This window comes from Azospirillum brasilense, assembly GCF_008365405.1.
Taxonomy (GTDB): Bacteria; Pseudomonadota; Alphaproteobacteria; order Azospirillales; family Azospirillaceae; genus Azospirillum; species Azospirillum brasilense_D.
Genome location: NZ_QOKV01000002.1, coordinates 169,279 through 185,816, shown reverse-complemented (window position 1 = coordinate 185,816; position 16,538 = coordinate 169,279). Strand labels below are relative to the sequence as shown.

The 16,538-nt window shown below is 67.2% G+C and carries 13 protein-coding genes; 2 read left to right on the top strand and 11 right to left on the bottom strand.

The genetic code is table 11. From position 1 onward, the window contains the following. Positions 1-24: 24 nt before the first annotated feature. The 9 genes from DS837_RS05135 to DS837_RS05095 all read right to left on the bottom strand — a co-directional run bounded on the left by DS837_RS05135 (position 25) and on the right by DS837_RS05095 (position 11,554). Entirely contained in the window at positions 25-1,197 is a 1,173-nt protein-coding gene (locus DS837_RS05135; RefSeq protein WP_149163742.1) for an isovaleryl-CoA dehydrogenase, read from the bottom strand. Positions 1,198-1,337: 140 nt separating this feature from the next. Further along, complete coding sequence (locus DS837_RS05130) at positions 1,338-2,831, bottom strand: aldehyde dehydrogenase family protein (RefSeq protein WP_149163741.1); 1,494 nt, start codon at positions 2,829-2,831, stop codon at positions 1,338-1,340. A 60-nt stretch (positions 2,832-2,891) separates the two neighbouring features. Next, complete coding sequence (locus DS837_RS05125; RefSeq protein WP_149163740.1) at positions 2,892-4,121, bottom strand: phenylacetate--CoA ligase family protein; 1,230 nt, start codon at positions 4,119-4,121, stop codon at positions 2,892-2,894. Positions 4,122-4,292: 171 nt separating this feature from the next. Continuing rightward, positions 4,293-5,153, bottom strand: a complete 861-nt coding sequence (locus tag DS837_RS05120) for an ABC transporter ATP-binding protein (protein ID WP_014241708.1) — start codon at positions 5,151-5,153, stop codon at positions 4,293-4,295. Between the two features lie 76 nt (positions 5,154-5,229). Continuing rightward, the gene (locus tag DS837_RS05115; RefSeq protein ID WP_149163739.1) at positions 5,230-6,513 is read right to left on the bottom strand and encodes an ABC transporter substrate-binding protein; all 1,284 of its coding nucleotides are present in this window, start codon (positions 6,511-6,513) and stop codon (positions 5,230-5,232) included. A gap of 55 nt (positions 6,514-6,568) precedes the next feature. Beyond that, the gene (locus tag DS837_RS05110; RefSeq protein WP_114861637.1) at positions 6,569-7,642 is read right to left on the bottom strand and encodes a branched-chain amino acid ABC transporter permease; all 1,074 of its coding nucleotides are present in this window, start codon (positions 7,640-7,642) and stop codon (positions 6,569-6,571) included. A 15-nt stretch (positions 7,643-7,657) separates the two neighbouring features. Further along, entirely contained in the window at positions 7,658-8,545 is an 888-nt protein-coding gene (locus DS837_RS05105; RefSeq protein ID WP_149163738.1) for a branched-chain amino acid ABC transporter permease, read from the bottom strand. Positions 8,546-8,735: 190 nt separating this feature from the next. Then, positions 8,736-10,667 carry a long-chain fatty acid--CoA ligase gene (locus tag DS837_RS05100; RefSeq protein ID WP_149163737.1) on the bottom strand — a complete coding sequence of 644 codons (1,932 nt, stop codon included), beginning with the start codon at positions 10,665-10,667 and terminating at the stop codon, positions 8,736-8,738. Beyond that, positions 10,667-11,554, bottom strand: coding sequence for an ABC transporter ATP-binding protein (locus DS837_RS05095; RefSeq protein WP_014241713.1), 888 nt, complete (start codon positions 11,552-11,554; stop codon positions 10,667-10,669). The genes DS837_RS05100 and DS837_RS05095 overlap by 1 nt, the downstream gene beginning before the upstream one ends. A 202-nt stretch (positions 11,555-11,756) precedes the next feature. Between DS837_RS05095 and DS837_RS05090 the strand changes: the two genes are divergently transcribed. Beyond that, positions 11,757-13,418 carry an AMP-binding protein gene (locus DS837_RS05090; RefSeq protein WP_149163736.1) on the top strand — a complete coding sequence of 554 codons (1,662 nt, stop codon included), beginning with the start codon at positions 11,757-11,759 and terminating at the stop codon, positions 13,416-13,418. Positions 13,419-13,530: 112 nt separating this feature from the next. On the opposite strand, the gene mmsB is transcribed toward DS837_RS05090, so the two are convergent. Together mmsB and DS837_RS05080 are read right to left on the bottom strand one after the other, a co-directional pair. Beyond that, the gene (gene mmsB / locus DS837_RS05085; protein ID WP_149163735.1) at positions 13,531-14,421 is read right to left on the bottom strand and encodes a 3-hydroxyisobutyrate dehydrogenase; all 891 of its coding nucleotides are present in this window, start codon (positions 14,419-14,421) and stop codon (positions 13,531-13,533) included. 45 nt (positions 14,422-14,466) lie between these two features. Next, on the bottom strand, positions 14,467-15,606 hold the full coding sequence (locus tag DS837_RS05080) for an isobutyryl-CoA dehydrogenase (RefSeq protein WP_149163734.1): 1,140 nt from the start codon (positions 15,604-15,606) through the stop codon (positions 14,467-14,469). A gap of 161 nt (positions 15,607-15,767) precedes the next feature. On the opposite strand from DS837_RS05080, the gene DS837_RS05075 reads away from it, so the two are divergent. Further along, the gene (locus DS837_RS05075; RefSeq protein ID WP_149163733.1) at positions 15,768-16,463 is read left to right on the top strand and encodes a GntR family transcriptional regulator; all 696 of its coding nucleotides are present in this window, start codon (positions 15,768-15,770) and stop codon (positions 16,461-16,463) included. Positions 16,464-16,538: the final 75 nt, after the last annotated feature.

Below are 16,538 nucleotides of genomic sequence, written 5' to 3'. Positions count from 1 at the left end.
CCCTCCGGCTTTATGCCGTTTCCCTCAGGCCGTTTCCTTGAACAGCTCACGCCCGATCAGCATGCGGCGGATCTCGCTGGTGCCGGCGCCGATTTCGTAGAGCTTGGCGTCGCGCAGCAGGCGGCCCGTCGGGTATTCGTTGATGTAGCCATTGCCGCCCAGAGTCTGAATGGCCTCCAGCGCCATCCAGGTGGCCTTTTCGGCGGCGAAGAGGATCGCCCCGGCGGCGTCCTTGCGGGCCGTCTCGCCGCGGTCGCAGGCTTTGGCGACGGCGTACACGTAGGCCTTGGCGGCGTTCATGATCGTGTACATGTCGGCCAGCTTGCCCTGCATGAGCTGGAACTCGCCGATCGGCTGGCCGAACTGCTTGCGGTCGTGCAGGTAGGGAACCACCACGTCCATGCAGGCCTGCATGATGCCGAGCGGCCCGCCGGCCAGCACCGCGCGCTCGTAGTCGAGGCCGGACATCAACACGTTCACGCCGCGCCCGACGCCGCCCAGGATGTTCTCCTCCGGCACCTCGCAGTCCTCGAACACCAGTTCGCCGGTGTTGGACCCGCGCATGCCCAGCTTGTCGAGCTTCTGCGCGACGGAGAATCCCTTGAAGGACTTCTCGATCAAGAAGGCGGTGATGCCGCGCGGGCCGGCGTTGACGTCGGTCTTCGCGTAGACCACCAGGGTGTCGGCGTCCGGCCCGTTGGTGATCCACATCTTCGTGCCGTTCAGCACGTAGCGGTCTCCCTTCTTCTCAGCGCGCAGCTTCATCGACACCACGTCGGACCCGGCGTTCGGCTCCGACATGGCGAGCGCGCCGATGTGCTCGCCGGAAATCAGCTTGGGCAGGTAGCGGGTCTTCTGCTCCGCCGTGCCGTTCTTGCGGATCTGGTTGACGCAGAGGTTGGAGTGCGCGCCGTAGCTGAGGCCGACCGAGGCCGAGGCACGGGAGATCTCCTCCATCGCCACGACATGCTCCAGATAGCCCATGCCGGCGCCGCCGTATTCCTCCTCCGCCGTGATGCCGAGCACGCCGAGGTCGCCGAACTTCCGCCACAGCTCGTTCGGGAACTCGTTGGTCCGGTCGATCTCGGCGGCGCGGGGTGCGATTTCATCGGCGGCGAAGCTGCGCACAGTGTCGCGCAGCATGTCCGCGGATTCGCCGAGGTCGAAGTTCAGGGTCGGATACTGGTTCGACAGCATGGTTTTGGCGCTCCCCCCGGAGGTCTGTTCTTCGTTCCCGCCATACGGCGACGTATGGGGCCGTACGGTAGCGTATGGAAATGGGCGTGGCAAGGCCTCTTGGCCCGTCCCCCTTCTGGAGGAGGGCCAAGAGGATCCGCTCACTTCATGTTGATGATGATCGTCTTCTTGTGGGTGAAGTGCTCCAGCATCGCTTCCAGCGAGGCTTCCTTGCCGAGGCCGGACGACTTCACGCCGCCATAGGACAGGTTCGGCTGCACGACCAGATTCTGGTTCACCTGCACGAACCCAGCCTCCAGCCGGTGCACCGCGTCCATTGCCACCTTCAGGTCGCGGGTCCAGATGGTGGCGGCAAGGCCGTATTCGGTGTCGTTGGCCTGGGCGATGACCTCTTCATAGTCGGTCCAGCGGATGACGCAGCAGACCGGGCCGAAGATCTCCTCCTGTGCGATGCGGTCGCTGTTCTTCACGCCGGTGAAGATGTGCGGCTGCACGTACAGCCCCTTGGTCAGCTTCGGGTCGGACGGCATGGCCGAGCAGACATGCGGAGTCGCCCCGCCCTCCTTACCGATGGCGATGTAGCTCTGCACCCGGTCGAGCTGCTGCGGCGAGACGATGGTGCCGATGTCGGTCGACTCGTCGAGCGGGTCGCCCATCTTCATGGCGTTCACCTTCTCCTTCAGCGTCTCCACGAAGGCGTCGTGGATGCTGTCATGGACGAAGATGCGCGACGACGCGGTGCAGCTCTGGCCCTGGCGGGTGAAGCGCATGCCGGCGATGGCGCCCGCGATGGCCTGATCCAGGTCGGCGTCGCCGCAGACGATCATCGGGCTCTTGCCGCCCAGCTCCAGAGTCACTGGGATCAGCTTCTCGGCGGCGGTCTTGTAGACGATTTTGCCAGTCTCGACCGAGCCGGTGAAGGTCACCTTCTTCACGTCCTTGTGCGCCACCAGCGGGGCGCCGCATTCCGGACCGTAGCCCGAGAGGATGTTCACCACGCCCGCCGGGATCACCGTGTTGATGAGCTGCACGACGCGCAGCACGGCGAGCGGCGCCTCCTCCGCCGACTTCACCACCACGGCGTTGCCCGCCACCATCGCCGGGGCGATCTTCAGCGCCATCAGCAGCAGCGGCACGTTCCACGGGATGATCGCGCCGACCACGCCCACCGGCTCGCGCACCGTCATGGTCAGCATGTTCGGGTTGAAGGGGATGGTTTCGCCCTTCAGTTCCGGCGCCAGACCGCCGAAGAAGACGAAGGCGTCGGACAGGACGCCGGCCTCGACGCGCGATTCGGTGCGCAGCGCCTTGCCGGTCTCCAGCGCGATCAGCTTGGCGATTTCCTCCTTGTGGGCGTCGAGCACGCGCCCGCATTCGGCGACCAGCTTGCCGCGCTCCCGCACCGGGCGCTTGGCCCATTCCTTCTGCGCGGCCACCGCGGCGGCCACCGCGGCGTCGACATCCGCCGCCTCGCCGAAGGCGGCCTCGGCCACCGTCTCGCCGGTCGCCGGGTTGACGACGGGGAAGCCCTTGCCGGAGGAGGCCGGGCGGAACTCGCCGCCGAAGAAATGCTTGCCCGACAGCTCCCTGGCGAGCGCGAAGGGGTCGAGCTGGAGGTCGGTGCTGACGCTCATGTCGAAAAGGTCCTCGTGTGTATCGGGTCGGTTATCGTTGTTTTCGGGTATCAGCGGGTCTCAGGCGCGGGCGTCTTCGATGACCTTGCCGTCGTTGGGCAGGCTGCCGGGGGCCGCGAACTCCACGACACCCTTCAATTTGGTGACGGCGGCCAGAGTTTCACGCACCGAAGCGGCCAAAGCCTCGCCGGACTCGGGCGACTCGCAGCGCAGGGTCATGGTGTCGTTGGCGTCCTCCCGCCCGACGACGAGGCGGGCCTTGCCGATCTGCGGGTGGCGGCGCAGCACCTCGGCGATCTGCTGCGGGTGGACGAACATGCCCTTGACCTTGGTCGTCTGGTCGGCGCGGCCCATCCAGCCCTTCAGCCGCATGTTGGTGCGCCCGCAGGGGCTTTCGCCGGGCAGCACGGCGGACAGGTCGCCGGTGGCGAAGCGGACCAGCGGATAGGCTTGGTTGAAGGTGGTAACGACGACCTCCCCCACCTCGCCCACCGGCACGGGATCGCCGGTGCCGGGGCGGACGATCTCCACGATCACCCCCTCGTCCACCACCAGCCCGGCGCGGGTCGGCGTCTCGAAGGCGACGATGCCGAGGTCGGCGGTGCCGTAGCTTTGATAGACGGCGATGCCGCGCCCCTCGTAATAGGCGCGGGCGTCCGGCAGGAAGGGGCCGCCCGTGACGTGCCCGACCGCGATGGACGACAGGTCCAGCCCCAGCTCGTCGCCCTTCTCCAGGATGATCTTCAGGAAGTCGGGCGTGCCGATGTAGGCCCGCGGCTTCAGGTGGGCGGCCACTTGGGCCTGCATCTCGGTGTTGCCGACGCCGGCGGGAATGACCGCGCAACCCAGCGCGTGCGCCCCCGTCTCGAACATCGAGCCGGCGGGGGTCAGGTGGTAGGCGAAGCAGTTCTGCACAAGGTCGCCGCTGCGGATGCCCGAGGCGTGGAGCGCCCGCGCGGTGCGCCAGGGGTCCGTGCCGTGGGCCTCCGGATCGTGGATCGGGCCGGGCGAGGCGAAGACACGGGCCAGCCGACCGATGGCGACGGTGGTCATCCCGCCGAAGGGCGGCGCCTCCCTCTGCAACGCGATCAGGTCCGACTTGCGGGTCACCGGAAGTGCGGCGAGCGACGCGCGGTCACCGACGGCGGCGGGGTCCACATCGGCCAGCAGGCGGGTGAAGTAGGGTGCGTTCGCCTTGGCGTGGGCGATCTGCGCCGGCAGCGCCGCGAACAGTTCCGCCTCGCGGCGGTCGGGGGAGCGGGTTTCGAGTTGATCGTAAGTGTCGGACACCGATGCCTCCCGGCTGTTTTTCTTCTTCTCCCCTCTCCCGCCCCGGGAGAGGGTGGCCCGAAGGGCCGGGTGAGGGTGCCGCCAATGGTCGGCACCTTTCTTCCTGCAAGACCCTCACCCTTCCCACTTCGTGGGCCCCTTCCCTCTCCCGGGACGGGAGAGGGTAAAAATTCAAATCCAGCGCTTCCGGCGCTTGAAGCTCTTCAGATTCTTGAAGCTCTTGCGCTCTTCGTTGCCGCCGCCGAGGTAGAATTCTTTCACGTCCTCGTTGTTGCGCAGCTCTTCGGCGGTGCCGTCCAGAACGACCTTGCCGTTCTCCATGATGTAGCCGCGCGTCGCGGCCTGGAGCGCCATGCGGGCGTTCTGCTCCACCAGCAGGATGGTGACGCCCAGGTCCTTGTTGATCTGCCGGATGATGCTGAAGACCTCCTTCACCATCAGCGGCGACAGGCCCATCGACGGCTCGTCCATCAGGATCAGCTTCGGCCGCGCCATCATCGCGCGCCCGATGGCCAGCATCTGCTGCTCGCCGCCGGACAGGTAGCCGGCGAGGCCGGTGCGCTCCTTCAGGCGGGGAAAGTAGTGATAGACCATCTCGATGTCGTCCTTCACGCCGCCGTCGCGGCGGGTGAAGGCGCCGAGGCGCAGATTCTCCTGGCAGGTCATGTCACCGATGATGCGGCGGCCCTCCATCACCTGGAAGATGCCGCGCCGGACGATCTTGTCGGGGTCGATGCCGTTGATGCGCTCGCCCGCGAAGGAAATGTCGCCGCGCGTGACCTCGCCGTCCTCGGTCTTCAGCAGCCCGGAGATGGCCTTCAGCGTCGTCGATTTGCCGGCGCCGTTGGCGCCCAGCAGGGCGACGATCTCCCCTTCCGGCACTTCCAGGCTGAGACCGCGGAGCACCAGGATGACGTCGTTGTAGACGACCTCGATGTTGTTGACGGACAGCAGCGGCGCCTTGGCCGTGCCGGGAACCGGCGCCGGAGCGCTGGCGGGATTGACCGCGGCGGTCGCGGTGGCGGCGTTCATGATGCGGCACCTGATGCAGTGAGACGGGACGGGTGCCCCCGCCGCCCTTTCACGGCGACGGCGGGGGCGGTCCGGCTTACCAGCCCAGCCACTCCGGCTTGCGCGGGACGTCGACGGTGGCGATCTTCTCCAGCTTGATCGTGCCGGCCTTCACCAGCTCGTCCACCGAACCGCCGGTGTCGCCGGTCACGTTGGCGCGGTACAGGTTGACCTTGTCCATGCCGCGGTGGTCGGTCTCGGTCCAGGTCGACGGCACGCAGACGCCCTCGAGGCCCGCCGGCACCCAATCCTTCTTCTGGTACATGCCCTTGCGGATGTTCGGGCCGGTCACGCCGCCGTTCTGCTTCGCCCAGTCCATCGCTTCCTTCATGTAAAAGGCGGAGCAGATGCCCGACACGTAGTGCACGGGACGGTAGGCGGTGCCGGCGGCGTCGGAGACCTTGGAGATCTCCTTGACGATCTTCATGCCCGGCGCATCGCCGCCCCAGATCGCCGCGGTGCGCACCGGGAAGATCACGCCGTTGGCGGCGGAACCGGCGGCCTTGGCGGCGTTCTCGTCCATGCCCCAGACGTTGCCCATGAACTGCACCTGCGCGCCGACCGTCTGGCAGGCCTTCAGCACGGAGATGTTCGAGCCTGCCGTGTTGCCGAGATAGGCGTAGTTGGCGCCGGCCTCCTTCAGCGTCAGGCACTGGGCGGTGTAGTCGCCCGGCGTCAGGGCGAACTGGACCGCCGGCAGGACGTCGAAGCCAAGCTCCTTGGCGAGCGCCTCACCCGCTTCCTTCGGTGCGTTCGGGTAGGGGTGGTTGGCGCCCATGTGGACGTACTTGGGCTTGCCCGAGCCGCCCTTCTTCTTCCAGTCGTCGGCCGCCCACATCAGCATGGCGCGCAGGCCGTCGGAGTAGGACGGGCCGTAGAAGAAGTTGTACGGGGCCGGCTTGGAGCCGTGCGGGCCCTTGCCGGTCGGGTCGGTCAGGTGGCCCGAGTAGGAGCCGGAATAGTAAGGGATTTCGTCCTTGCCGACGAAGCCGGTCAGCGCCTCGGTGTCGGCGGTGCCCCAGCCCTGGATGGCCGCGACCTTGCCGCTGCCCGACGACCATTTCTTGTACTGGCTGATGGCGCGCGGCGCCTGATAGCCGTAATCCACCGTCTCGACGTCCATCGTCGTGCCGCCGACGCCGCCGTTCTTGTTGATGTAGGCGAGCGCGTCGGCGACGCCCTGGCCGAAGGGCACGCCCACGTCCGAGGTGGCGCCGGACTGGTCGGCGAGGTGGCCGACCGGGATCTTCTGGGCGTTGGCGGCCCCGGTGCCGAGCAGGACGACGGCGGCGGACGCCAGCAGGACGGTCTTCATGGTCATGGTGCGTTTTCTCCCAGTCGTTATGTTTTTCAGAAGCCGTGATGCGGAAAGCGTGTCAGTGCGAGAACGGGTAGAGCTTCCAGTAGGCCTTGATCTGCTTCCAGCGGTGGGCCAGCCCGTCCGGTTCGAAGACCAGGAACAGGATGATGACCAAGCCGATGGCCATTTCGCGCAGGAAGGCGATGGCCTCCCTCAGGTTCAGCGCGGCGTCGATGGCGGTGCCGGACAGCGCCGTGGTGATGGCCTGCATCACCTCCGGCAGCAGCACCATGAAGGCGGTGCCCATCAGCGACCCCATGATCGAGCCCAGGCCCCCGATGATGATCATGCCGAGGAACTGGATCGAGAAGAGGATCGTGAAGCCCTCCACCGACACGAACTGCAGGTAGTGGGCGTAGAGCGCGCCGCCGATGCCGGCGTAGAAGGACGAGATGCCGAAGGACATCGTGCGGTACTTGGTCAGGTTGATGCCCATGATCTCCGCGGAGAGATAATGGTCACGCACCGCCACCAGCGCCCGCCCGTCGCGCGACCGCATCAGGTTGGTCGCCAGGATGTACATGACGACCACATAGACCAGCACGACGTAGAAGAAGCTCTCGTCGGTGTCGAAGGCGTAGCCGAACAGGGTGAACGGTTCCGCGATGGTGCCGGCGGTGCCGCCGGTGAACCAGTCGGCGCGCGAGAAGAAGTCCTGGAGGATGTACTGCGCCGCCAGGGTAGCGATGGCGAGGTACAGGCCCTTCAGCCGCGCCGCCGGGATGCCGAACAGCATGCCGACCCCGGTGGTCATCACGCCGGCCAGCGGGATGGCGAGCGCCACCGGGATGCCGAAGCTGTTCGACAGCCACGCCGACGAGAAGGCGCCGAAGCCGAAGAAGGCGGCGTGCCCGATGGAGATCTGGCCGGTGAAGCCGACCAGGATGTTCAGCCCCAGCGCCGCGATGCCGAGATAGCCGATCTGGATGCACAGGTTCAGCCAGTAGCGGTCCATGAAGGCCGGGCAGAGCAGCAGCAGCGCCACGCCCAGGATCGCGAAGTTGCGGCTGGTCTTGGTCGGGAAGATGGTCGTGTCGGCGGCGTACCGGGTCTTGAAGTCGCCGCAGGGGATGAGACTGATGTTCGCCATGGTTGCGGCCGCTCCTTACACGCGCTCGATGTCCTTGGTGCCGAAGAGGCCGTAGGGCTTGATCATCAGGATGACGATCAGGACGTAGAAGGGGGCGATCTCGTACATGTTGCCCCAGTTCAGCCACTGGCTGTCCAGGTAGTGCGCGAGATTCTCCAGCACGCCGACGATCAGGCCGCCCAGCACCGCCCCGGCCACGCTGTCCAGCCCGCCGAGGATGACCGCCGGGAAGACCTTGATGCCGAAGAAGGAGAGCGCGGAGGACACGCCGTTGACGACGCCGACCGTGACGCCGGCCACCGCCGACACCATGGCGGAGATGGCCCAGCTCATCGCGAACATGTGGCGGACGGAGATGCCCAGCGACTGCGCCACCTGCTGGTCGAAGGCGGTCGCCCGCATCGCCAGACCCATCCGCGAGTATTTGAAGAACCAGCCGAAGCCCGCCATGATCAGGATCGAGATGACGAGGCTCATCACATAGACGGTCTGCACGTCGAGCCCGAGGATGTTCACGGTCGGGCTGGCGAAGATGGTCGGGAACGGCTTGGCGAAGACGCCGAACATCCACTTCATCAGGGCCTGGAAGAAGATCGACAGGCCGATGGTGACCATGATGACGGAGATGATCGGCTCCCCGATCATCGGCCGCAGCACGACGACCTGAAGCACGATGCCGAAGACCATCATGAAGGCCAGGGTGATCGGGAAGCCGATCCAGAAGGGCAACTGCCAGGAGGTCAGCAGCCACCAGCAGGTCCAGGCGCCGATCAGCAGGAACTCGCCCTGGGCGAAGTTCACGATGCGGCTGGCCTTGTAGATCAGCACGAAGGACATCGCCACGACGCCGTACAGCGCGCCGACGATCAGTCCGTTGACGAGAAGCTGGAAGAACAGGGTCATGGCGTGGCCTCGTTCTCGATCCCCTCTCCCGTCCCGGGAGAGGGTGGCCCGCAGGGCCGGGTGAGGGTGCATCCAAGGATCGAGCGCCGGCCCGTTGCTGGCACCCTCACCCTTCCCACGCCGGGGGCGTGGGCCCCTTCCCTTTCCCGGGACGGGAGAGGGGTATGAAAGCGTGTCATCCTCACCCCCCTCACGCCGCGGCCTGCGCCGGCTTCTTGGCCGGCGTGGGCAGCAGGTCGACCACCTTCAGCACGGTGCGGATGCGCTGCTTGGTGCCGTCCTGGAAGGTGATGGTGGTGTCCACGTCAATGGCCGGCTGGCCCGCGTAGATGGAGTCGATGATCTCGCCGTACTTCTCGGCGATCACGCCGCGCCGCACCTTGCGGGTGCGGGTCAGCTCGCCGTCGTCGGCGTCCAGTTCCTTGTAGAGCAGCAGGAACTTGGTGATCCGCTGAAACTCCGGCAGCGTCCCGTTCACCCGCTCCACCTCCTGGCGCAGCAGCTCGTAGACCTCCGGCTTGGACGCCAGATCGGAATAGGTGGTGAAGGCGATGCGGTTCTTCTCGGCCCACTTCGACACGATGGGGAAGCGTATGCAGATGATCGCCGACAGGTAGGGACGCTTGTTGCCCAGGATCACCGCCTCGGCCACGTAGGGGCTGAATTTCAGCTTGTTCTCGATGTATTGCGGGCTGAAGCGGTCGTTGTTGCTGGTGGTGGCGATGTCCTTGATGCGGTCGATGATGACCAGATGGCCCTTCTTGTCGAAGAAGCCGGCATCGCCCGTGTGCATCCAGCCGTCGCGCAGGTCCGCCGTGGTCGAGGCCTCGTTGCGGTAGTAGCCGGCGAACATGTTGGGGTGGCTGACGACGATCTCGCCGATGCCGTTCTGGTCGGGTTCGATCACCTTGACCTTCACACCGTCGTCGAAGGGCACGCCCACCGTGTCGAAATCCACGTCGTCCGAGCGGTGCACCGTGTAGGCGCCCATCGTCTCGGTCTGTCCGTAGATCTGCCGCAGCGGCACGCCCAGCGCCTGGAAGAACTTGAAGGTGTCGGGGCCGAGCGCGGCGCCGCCGGTCGCCGCCGACTTCAGGTTGGTGAAGCCCAGGCGGTCTCGCAGCGCTGCGAAGAGAATGCGGTCGGCGACGGCGGAGCGGGTGCCGTTGGCGAGCGCCTCCAGCCCCAGCTTCATGCCGTAGTCGTACATCTTCTGCTTGAAGGGCGAGGCGTCCATCATGCGGGCGCGCACGTCGGCGGCGATCTGCTCCCACAGGCGGGGGGCGAACAGCACGAAGCTCGGCCCGATCTCGCGGAAGTCGTTCATCATCGTCTCGGCTTCCTCGACGAAGTTCACGCGCATCCGCGACACCATGCCCATGCCGACGGCGTAGATCTGCTCCATGATCCAGGACAGCGGCAGCACCGACACATACTCGTCCGCCGGCCCCTTGGGGTCCACCGACAGGTAGCTGGCGACGTGGCGGATCAGCCGCCCTGCCGGCAGCATCGCCAGCTTCGGGTTCGAGGTGGTGCCCGACGTGGTGCAGAGCACCGCCACGTCGTCGCCGCGCGTTGCGCCGACCAGTTCCTCGTAGAGGTTCGGCTTCTCGGCGTGCAGCGCGTTGCCCAGCTTGACCAGCTCCGACGCCTCCATCAGGCGCGGGTCGCTGTATTTGCGCATGCCGCGGGGGTCGGAATAGATGATGTGCTTCAGCGTCGGCAGGCGCTCGCCGAGGTTCAGCAGCTTGTCGACCTGCTCCTCGTCCTCCGCGAAGATGACGTGCACGTCGGCGTAGGTGATGAGGTAGGCGACCTCCTCGTCCATGGCGTCGCGGTAGATGCCCAGGCTCATGGCGCCCATGGCGTGGGCGGAGATTTCCCCCATCACCCAGTCGGGCCGGTTGTCGCCGAGCAGGGCCACCACATGGCCGCGCTCCACGCCGAGCTTGATGAGGCCGAGCGTGAAGGCGCGCACGCGGGCGTGCATGTCCGCCCAGGTGAACTCGCGCCAGATGCCGAAGTCCTTCTCGCGCATGGCGACGTCGCCGCCATGCTCGCGGGCGTGCAGGGTCAGCAGCTTCGGCAGCGTGTCGTTGATCTTGATATCGGGAAGGGACATCACGCGACCTCCTGCTTGGGCGGCGGGGCCACGGCCTCGTCCTCCTCGTCGTCCTCGCCGAGATAGGCGCGCTTGACGCGCGGGTCGGCCAAAACCTCCTCCGGCGTGCCCTCGGCGATCTTCTTGCCGAACTCCAGGACGATCACGCGGTGGGAGATGTCCATCACGACGCCCATGTCGTGCTCGATCATCACCACCGTCATGCCGAACTCCTCGTTCAGGTCGACGATGTAGCGGGCCATGTCCTCCTTCTCCTCCAGATTCATGCCCGCCATGGGCTCGTCCAGGAGGATCAGGTCGGGTTTCAGCGCGATGGCGCGGGCCAGCTCCACCCGCTTGCGCAGGCCATAGGAGAGCGTGCCGGCGGTCGCCTTGCGGACATGCTGGATTTCCAGGAAGTCGATGATCTCCTCGACCTCGCGGCGGTGGGCCAGCTCCTCCTTGCGGGCGCCGGTTAGCCAGTAAAGCGACCCGGTGAAGAAGTTGTTCTTCAGCAGGTGGTGCCGCCCGACCATGATGTTGTCGAGCACCGTCATGTGGCCGAACAGCGCCAGATTCTGGAAGGTGCGCCCGATGCCGAGCGAGGCGCGGTGGTTGGGCGTCATGCCCGTGATGTCCTGGCCCTTGAAATAGACCTTTCCGTCGGTGGGCCGGTAGCGGCCGGAGATGCAGTTGACCATGGAGGTCTTGCCCGCACCGTTCGGGCCGATGATGGAGAACAGCTCCCCCTTGCGGATGCTGAAACCGACGTCGGTCAGCGCCTGCACGCCGCCAAAGCGCAAGGACACGCCCCGGGCTTCGAAGATGGTGTCCGATGGGGAGGCCGCGCGGGTGGCGTCGGCCGGATGGGCGTAACCGCGTGGCGATGCGACGGGCGCGCCTGACATTTCCTCCTCCGTTGCTGTGGAACTGCCTTTTTTGTCGTTCGCCGGACTGTTTGAGTGGCGAACTGGTCCATATTGTGGACCGTCCTTTGTGCAACGTCCGAACTATAGCCTGTGACGCGCACCGTTTTCAACACGGACATTCCGTGTATGCATGTTTTTTGGAGCGACATCCGGCCGCAAGGTCCATAATATGGACCCCATCATGACCCGGCCCGATTCCGACACCGAAACCGCCCCCGCCGGAGCGTCCGGCGGCACGCAAAGCCTGGAGCGCGCGCTGGCCCTGCTGCGCGCCGTCGCCTCCCACGGGGCCGACGGCGCGCGTCTGGCCGATCTGATGGGGGACACCGCCCTGTCCAAGGCGACGGCGCACCGGCTGCTGACCGCGCTGGCGCGGGAGCGATTCATCGACCAGGACCCGCGCAGCCGCCGCTACCATCTGGGGCCGGAGCTGGATTCGCTGGGCCGCATCGCCGCCGCCCGCCACCGCCCCGAAGGAGGAAAAGGCGGCGCGGCGGCGCCCGGCCCGGCCACCGTTCAGCCGACCGCCTTCCTCCGCCCGGACTATCAAGGTGACGCGATTCCGCTCGCCGACCTGCTGTGCGACCGCCACGCCCGCGCCGACGGCGCCCGCGCCGCCCTGCTGCACGAGAGCGTCGCCGGCCAGACGACGGAGCTGAGTTTCGCCCGGCTGGCCCGCGATTCGGCGCGCTTCGCCACGGTGCTGCGCGGCCTTGGCGTCGGGCGCGGCGACCGGGTGGCGGTGCTGCTGCCCAAGGGGGCGGAGCTGCTGATCGCCGCGCTGGCGATCTGGCGGCTCGGCGGGGTCTACATGCCGCTCTTCACCACCTATTCCGCCGCCGCGGTCGCCTACCGTCTGGCCGACAGCGAGGCACGGGCGATCGTCACCACCGGTTTCCTACGCCGCAAGATTCCGCGCGACAACAGCCGCCCTGTGGTGATGGTGGAGGGCGACGAGGCCTTCGGTCCCGGCGCCGACGCGGTTCCCTTCTGGTCGGCGCTTCACGAATCGGCCCCCTTGCCCGACATCGCCCGCTACGCCGACCGCGACGCCTTCGCGCTGATCTACACCTCCGAGGCGGAGCCGAAGCCGCTCGGCGTCTCGCTGCCCGTCATGGCCCTGGCCGGGATCGAGCAGTACATGCGGATCGGTCTCGACCTGCGCGACGACGACATCTACTGGAACATGGCCGATCCCGGCTGGGCCTACGGCGCCTATTACGGGCTGGTCGGACCGCTGCTGCTCGGGCGCACGACGATCTTCTGCGACGGCCCCTACGACGTGCGGCAGGGCTACCGCATGCTGACCAAGTTCGGCGTCACCAACCTGACCTGCGCGCCCTCGCAGATCCGCGCTTGGCACAGCGCCGACCCGGAGGGCGGTCCGCACAAGCTGGCGCTGCGCATCCTGTCGGTGGTCGGCGAACCGCTGCCGCCGGAGCTGATCGGCTGGGCCAACCGGGTGGTCAGCGTCCCCCTGCTCGACCAGTACGGGCAGCGCGAGACCGGCATCTTCATGATGAACCGCTACGACCCCGGCCACGCCGACCGCACCGCCGATTCCTCGCTGGGGCGGCCCCTGCCGGGTTTCCGCGTGGTCATCCTCGACCCGCAGGGCCGCGAGGCGCCAGTCGGCGGCGCCGGCGAGATCGCCATCGACGTGGAGTCCTCGCCGCTCTTCTGGTTCGACGCCTACGCCAACGATCCGGGACGCACCGCCGCCCGCTTCCGCCACGGCCGACGCTACTACCTGACCGGCGACTGGGCGTTCCTGGACGGCGACGGCAACATCCATTTCCGCGGCCGGGCGTCCGACGCCATCGTCATGCAGCAGGCGGATTGAGGGGGAGGCGTCTGCCCCCACCCCGGCCCTCCCCCGCTTCGCAAGGGTGGGAGCAAAAGTCCCCTCCCCGGCGAAGCGGGGGAGGGCCGGGGTGGGGGCACCGTGACCGCCCTTACGACTTCCCGCGCAGCAGATTGACGATGCCGGAGAAGTCCTTGCCGCCGAAGCCGGCGTTGCAGAACAGCGCGTACATCTGCGCCGCCTCGCCGCCCAGCGGCAGCGGGCTGCCGGTGCTCTGCCCAGCCTCGACCGCCAGCTTCAGGTCCTTCAGCATCAGCGCCGCGGCGAAGCCCGGCTGGTAGTCGCGGTTGGCCGGCGAGGTCGGAACCGGACCCGGCACCGGGCAATAGCTGGTCAGCGACCAGCACTGGCCCGACGACTTCGACGCCACGTCGAACAGCTTCTGCGACTCCAGCCCCAGCTTCTCGGCGAGCGCGAAAGCCTCCGACACGCCGAGCATCGAGATGCCAAGGATCATGTTGTTGCAGATCTTCGCCGCCTGGCCGTTGCCCGGCCCGCCGGTGTGCACGATGGCCTTGCCCATCGCCGACAGGATCGGCTCGGCGCGGCGGAAGGCGGTGTCGCTGCCGCCGACCATGAAGGTCAGGGTCGCCGCCTCCGCGCCGCCGACGCCGCCGGACACCGGCGCGTCGACCATGGCGTGGCCCGCCGCCTCTGCCGCCGCGGCGACGGCGCGGGCGCTGTCCACGTCCACGGTGGAGCTGTCGATGAACAGGCTGCCCGGCTTGGCCTTGGCGATGATGCCGTCCGGCGCCGTGTAGACCTCGCGCACATGCTTTCCGGCGGGCAGCATGGTCACGACCACCTCGGCCTCCCCCGCCGCGGCGCCGGGGCCGGCGGCGATGGTGGCGCCGGCGTCGCGCGCGGCGATGCAGGCGGCCTCCGACAGGTCGAAGGCCAGGACGGTGTGGCCGGCCTTCATCAGGTTGCGCATCATCGGCGCCCCCATGTTGCCCAGCCCGATAAAGGCGATCGTCGCCATAGCGTTTCCCCTCGTCTTATTATGACGCTGTTTGTTGTGCCGCCGTCAGCCGCCGGTCAGATGGCGGGCGATGATGACGCGCATGATCTCGTTGGTGCCTTCGAGAATCTGGTGAACCCGCAGGTCGCGGAAAATCCGCTCGATCGGATACTCCTTGATGTAGCCGTAGCCGCCGTGGAGTTGCAGCGCCTCGTTCACCACCTGGAACCCCGTGTCGGTGGCGAAGCGCTTGGCCATCGCGCAATGGGCCGTCGCCTCCGGCGAGCCGGCGTCGAGGCTGGCGGCGGCGCGGTGCAGCATCAGCCGGGCGGCGTCCAGCTCCGTCGCCATGTCGGCCAGCTTGAACTGCAGGGCCTGGAAGACGTTCAGCGGCTTGCCGAACTGCTTGCGCTCCGCCGTGTAGGCGACGGCCTGCTCCAGGCAGAAGCGCGCCCCGCCGACCGAGCAGGCGGCGATGTTCAGGCGACCGCCGTCCAGACCCTTCATGGCGATGCGGAAGCCTTCCCCCTCCTCGCCGATGCGGTTGGCGACGGGGACGCGGCAGTTCTCGAAGATGACCGCCGAGGTCGGCTGGCTCTTCCAGCCCAGCTTGTGCTCCTGCTTGCCGAAGGATAGGCCGGGCGTGCCCTTCTCCACGACAATGCAGGAGATGCCCTTGGGGCCGGGCTCGCCGGTGCGGACCATGCAGACATAGACGTCCGACGTGCCGCCGCCGGAGATGAAGGCTTTCGAGCCGTTCAGCACGTAATGGTCGCCGTCCCGCTCCGCCCGCGTGCGCAGCGAGGCGGCGTCGGACCCCGCTCCCGGCTCGGTCAGGCAATAGCTGGCGAAATGCTCCATGGTCGTCAGCTTGGGCAGGAAGCGGGCGCGCTGCTCCGGATTGCCGAAGCGGTCGATCATCCAGGACGCCATGTTGTGGATGGAGATGTAGGCCGCCGTGGACGGGCAGGCCGCCGACAGCTCCTCGAAGATCACCGCCGCGTCCAGCCGCCCGAGGCCGGAGCCGCCGAACTCCTCCCCCACATAGATGCCGGCGAAGCCGAGCGCCGCGGCCTGCCGCAGGATGTCGATGGGAAAGACGCTGTTCTCATCCCAGTGCGCGGCGTTCGGCGCCATTTCCTGCTGCGCGAAGTCGCGCGCCGTGTCGCGGAACGCCTGCTGCTCCTCCGAAAGCGCAAAATCCATGCGCATCCTCCCCAGAACCGCATTGGCCCGGAGTCCATGACGGATCTCCGGTTCTCATTGTTGGGAGGAAGGACTATCATGCTGGATACGCGCTGTCCATCTCTTGTATACAGAGACGGGAGCGGCGGACAGCCGCGGATGAGGAAGGGGACACGCTCGGGATGAGCGACCGGATTGCCGCCAGCAAGACCGCCGACAAGAGTGCCACCCGTGCCGACGAGGTGCGGCTCGCCATCGAGGAGGACATCTTCCTGGGCCGCCTGCGCCCCGGAACGCGGCTGGACGAGGAAAGCCTCGCCCAGCGCTTCAACATCTCCCGCACCCCGATCCGCGAGGCGATCCTCCAGCTCGTCCACGCCGGGCTGGTGGAGAAGCAGCCGCGCCAGGGGGCGGTGGTGGCACCACTGAAGCTGCACCGCATGGTGCAGATGTTCGAGGTGATGTCGGAGATCGAGGGGCTGTGCGCCCGTTTTGCCGCCCGCCGCATGTCGGACGAGGAGAAGCAGGCCCTGAAACGCCTGCACGACACCTCGAAGGCGCATATGGAGGCGCGGGAGCTGGACGCCTACTACGCGGTCAACCGCTCCTTCCACGAGGCGGTCCAGGCGGGCAGTCACAACGAGCCGCTTCAGGAAATCGCGCGCGGCCTGTTCGCCCGGCTGGCCCCCTACCGCCGCTACCAGCTCAACCACCCCTACCGCGTCAAGGATAGCTTCAAGGAGCATGACGACGTGGTCGAAGCGATCCTGACCGGCGACCCGGAGGCCGCCTACGCCGCCATGCGGCGGCACGTGACTATCCAGATCGACATCTTCACCGAGTTCGTGTCCATCATGGGCGGAAACGAAATACAATAACCCGGTCTTCCGTATACAAAGATGTGGTCCACGGCATGAGCCTGTGCTAAACCCTGGGCACCGGATCACCGGGTG

What these genes read in the sequence shown, in the direction of transcription:
- DS837_RS05135 (WP_149163742.1), bottom strand. Translation starts at nt 1,197, where the DNA reads ATGCTGTCGAACCAGTATCCGACCCTGAACTTCGACCTCGGCGAATCC.
- DS837_RS05130 (WP_149163741.1), bottom strand. Translation starts at nt 2,831, where the DNA reads ATGAGCGTCAGCACCGACCTCCAGCTCGACCCCTTCGCGCTCGCCAGG.
- DS837_RS05120 (WP_014241708.1), bottom strand. Translation starts at nt 5,153, where the DNA reads ATGAACGCCGCCACCGCGACCGCCGCGGTCAATCCCGCCAGCGCTCCG.
- DS837_RS05115 (WP_149163739.1), bottom strand. Translation starts at nt 6,513, where the DNA reads ATGACCATGAAGACCGTCCTGCTGGCGTCCGCCGCCGTCGTCCTGCTC.
- DS837_RS05110 (WP_114861637.1), bottom strand. Translation starts at nt 7,642, where the DNA reads ATGGCGAACATCAGTCTCATCCCCTGCGGCGACTTCAAGACCCGGTAC.
- DS837_RS05105 (WP_149163738.1), bottom strand. Translation starts at nt 8,545, where the DNA reads ATGACCCTGTTCTTCCAGCTTCTCGTCAACGGACTGATCGTCGGCGCG.
- DS837_RS05100 (WP_149163737.1), bottom strand. Translation starts at nt 10,667, where the DNA reads ATGTCCCTTCCCGATATCAAGATCAACGACACGCTGCCGAAGCTGCTG.
- DS837_RS05095 (WP_014241713.1), bottom strand. Translation starts at nt 11,554, where the DNA reads ATGTCAGGCGCGCCCGTCGCATCGCCACGCGGTTACGCCCATCCGGCC.
- DS837_RS05090 (WP_149163736.1), top strand. Translation starts at nt 11,757, where the DNA reads ATGACCCGGCCCGATTCCGACACCGAAACCGCCCCCGCCGGAGCGTCC.
- mmsB (WP_149163735.1), bottom strand. Translation starts at nt 14,421, where the DNA reads ATGGCGACGATCGCCTTTATCGGGCTGGGCAACATGGGGGCGCCGATG.
- DS837_RS05080 (WP_149163734.1), bottom strand. Translation starts at nt 15,606, where the DNA reads ATGGATTTTGCGCTTTCGGAGGAGCAGCAGGCGTTCCGCGACACGGCG.
- DS837_RS05075 (WP_149163733.1), top strand. Translation starts at nt 15,768, where the DNA reads ATGAGCGACCGGATTGCCGCCAGCAAGACCGCCGACAAGAGTGCCACC.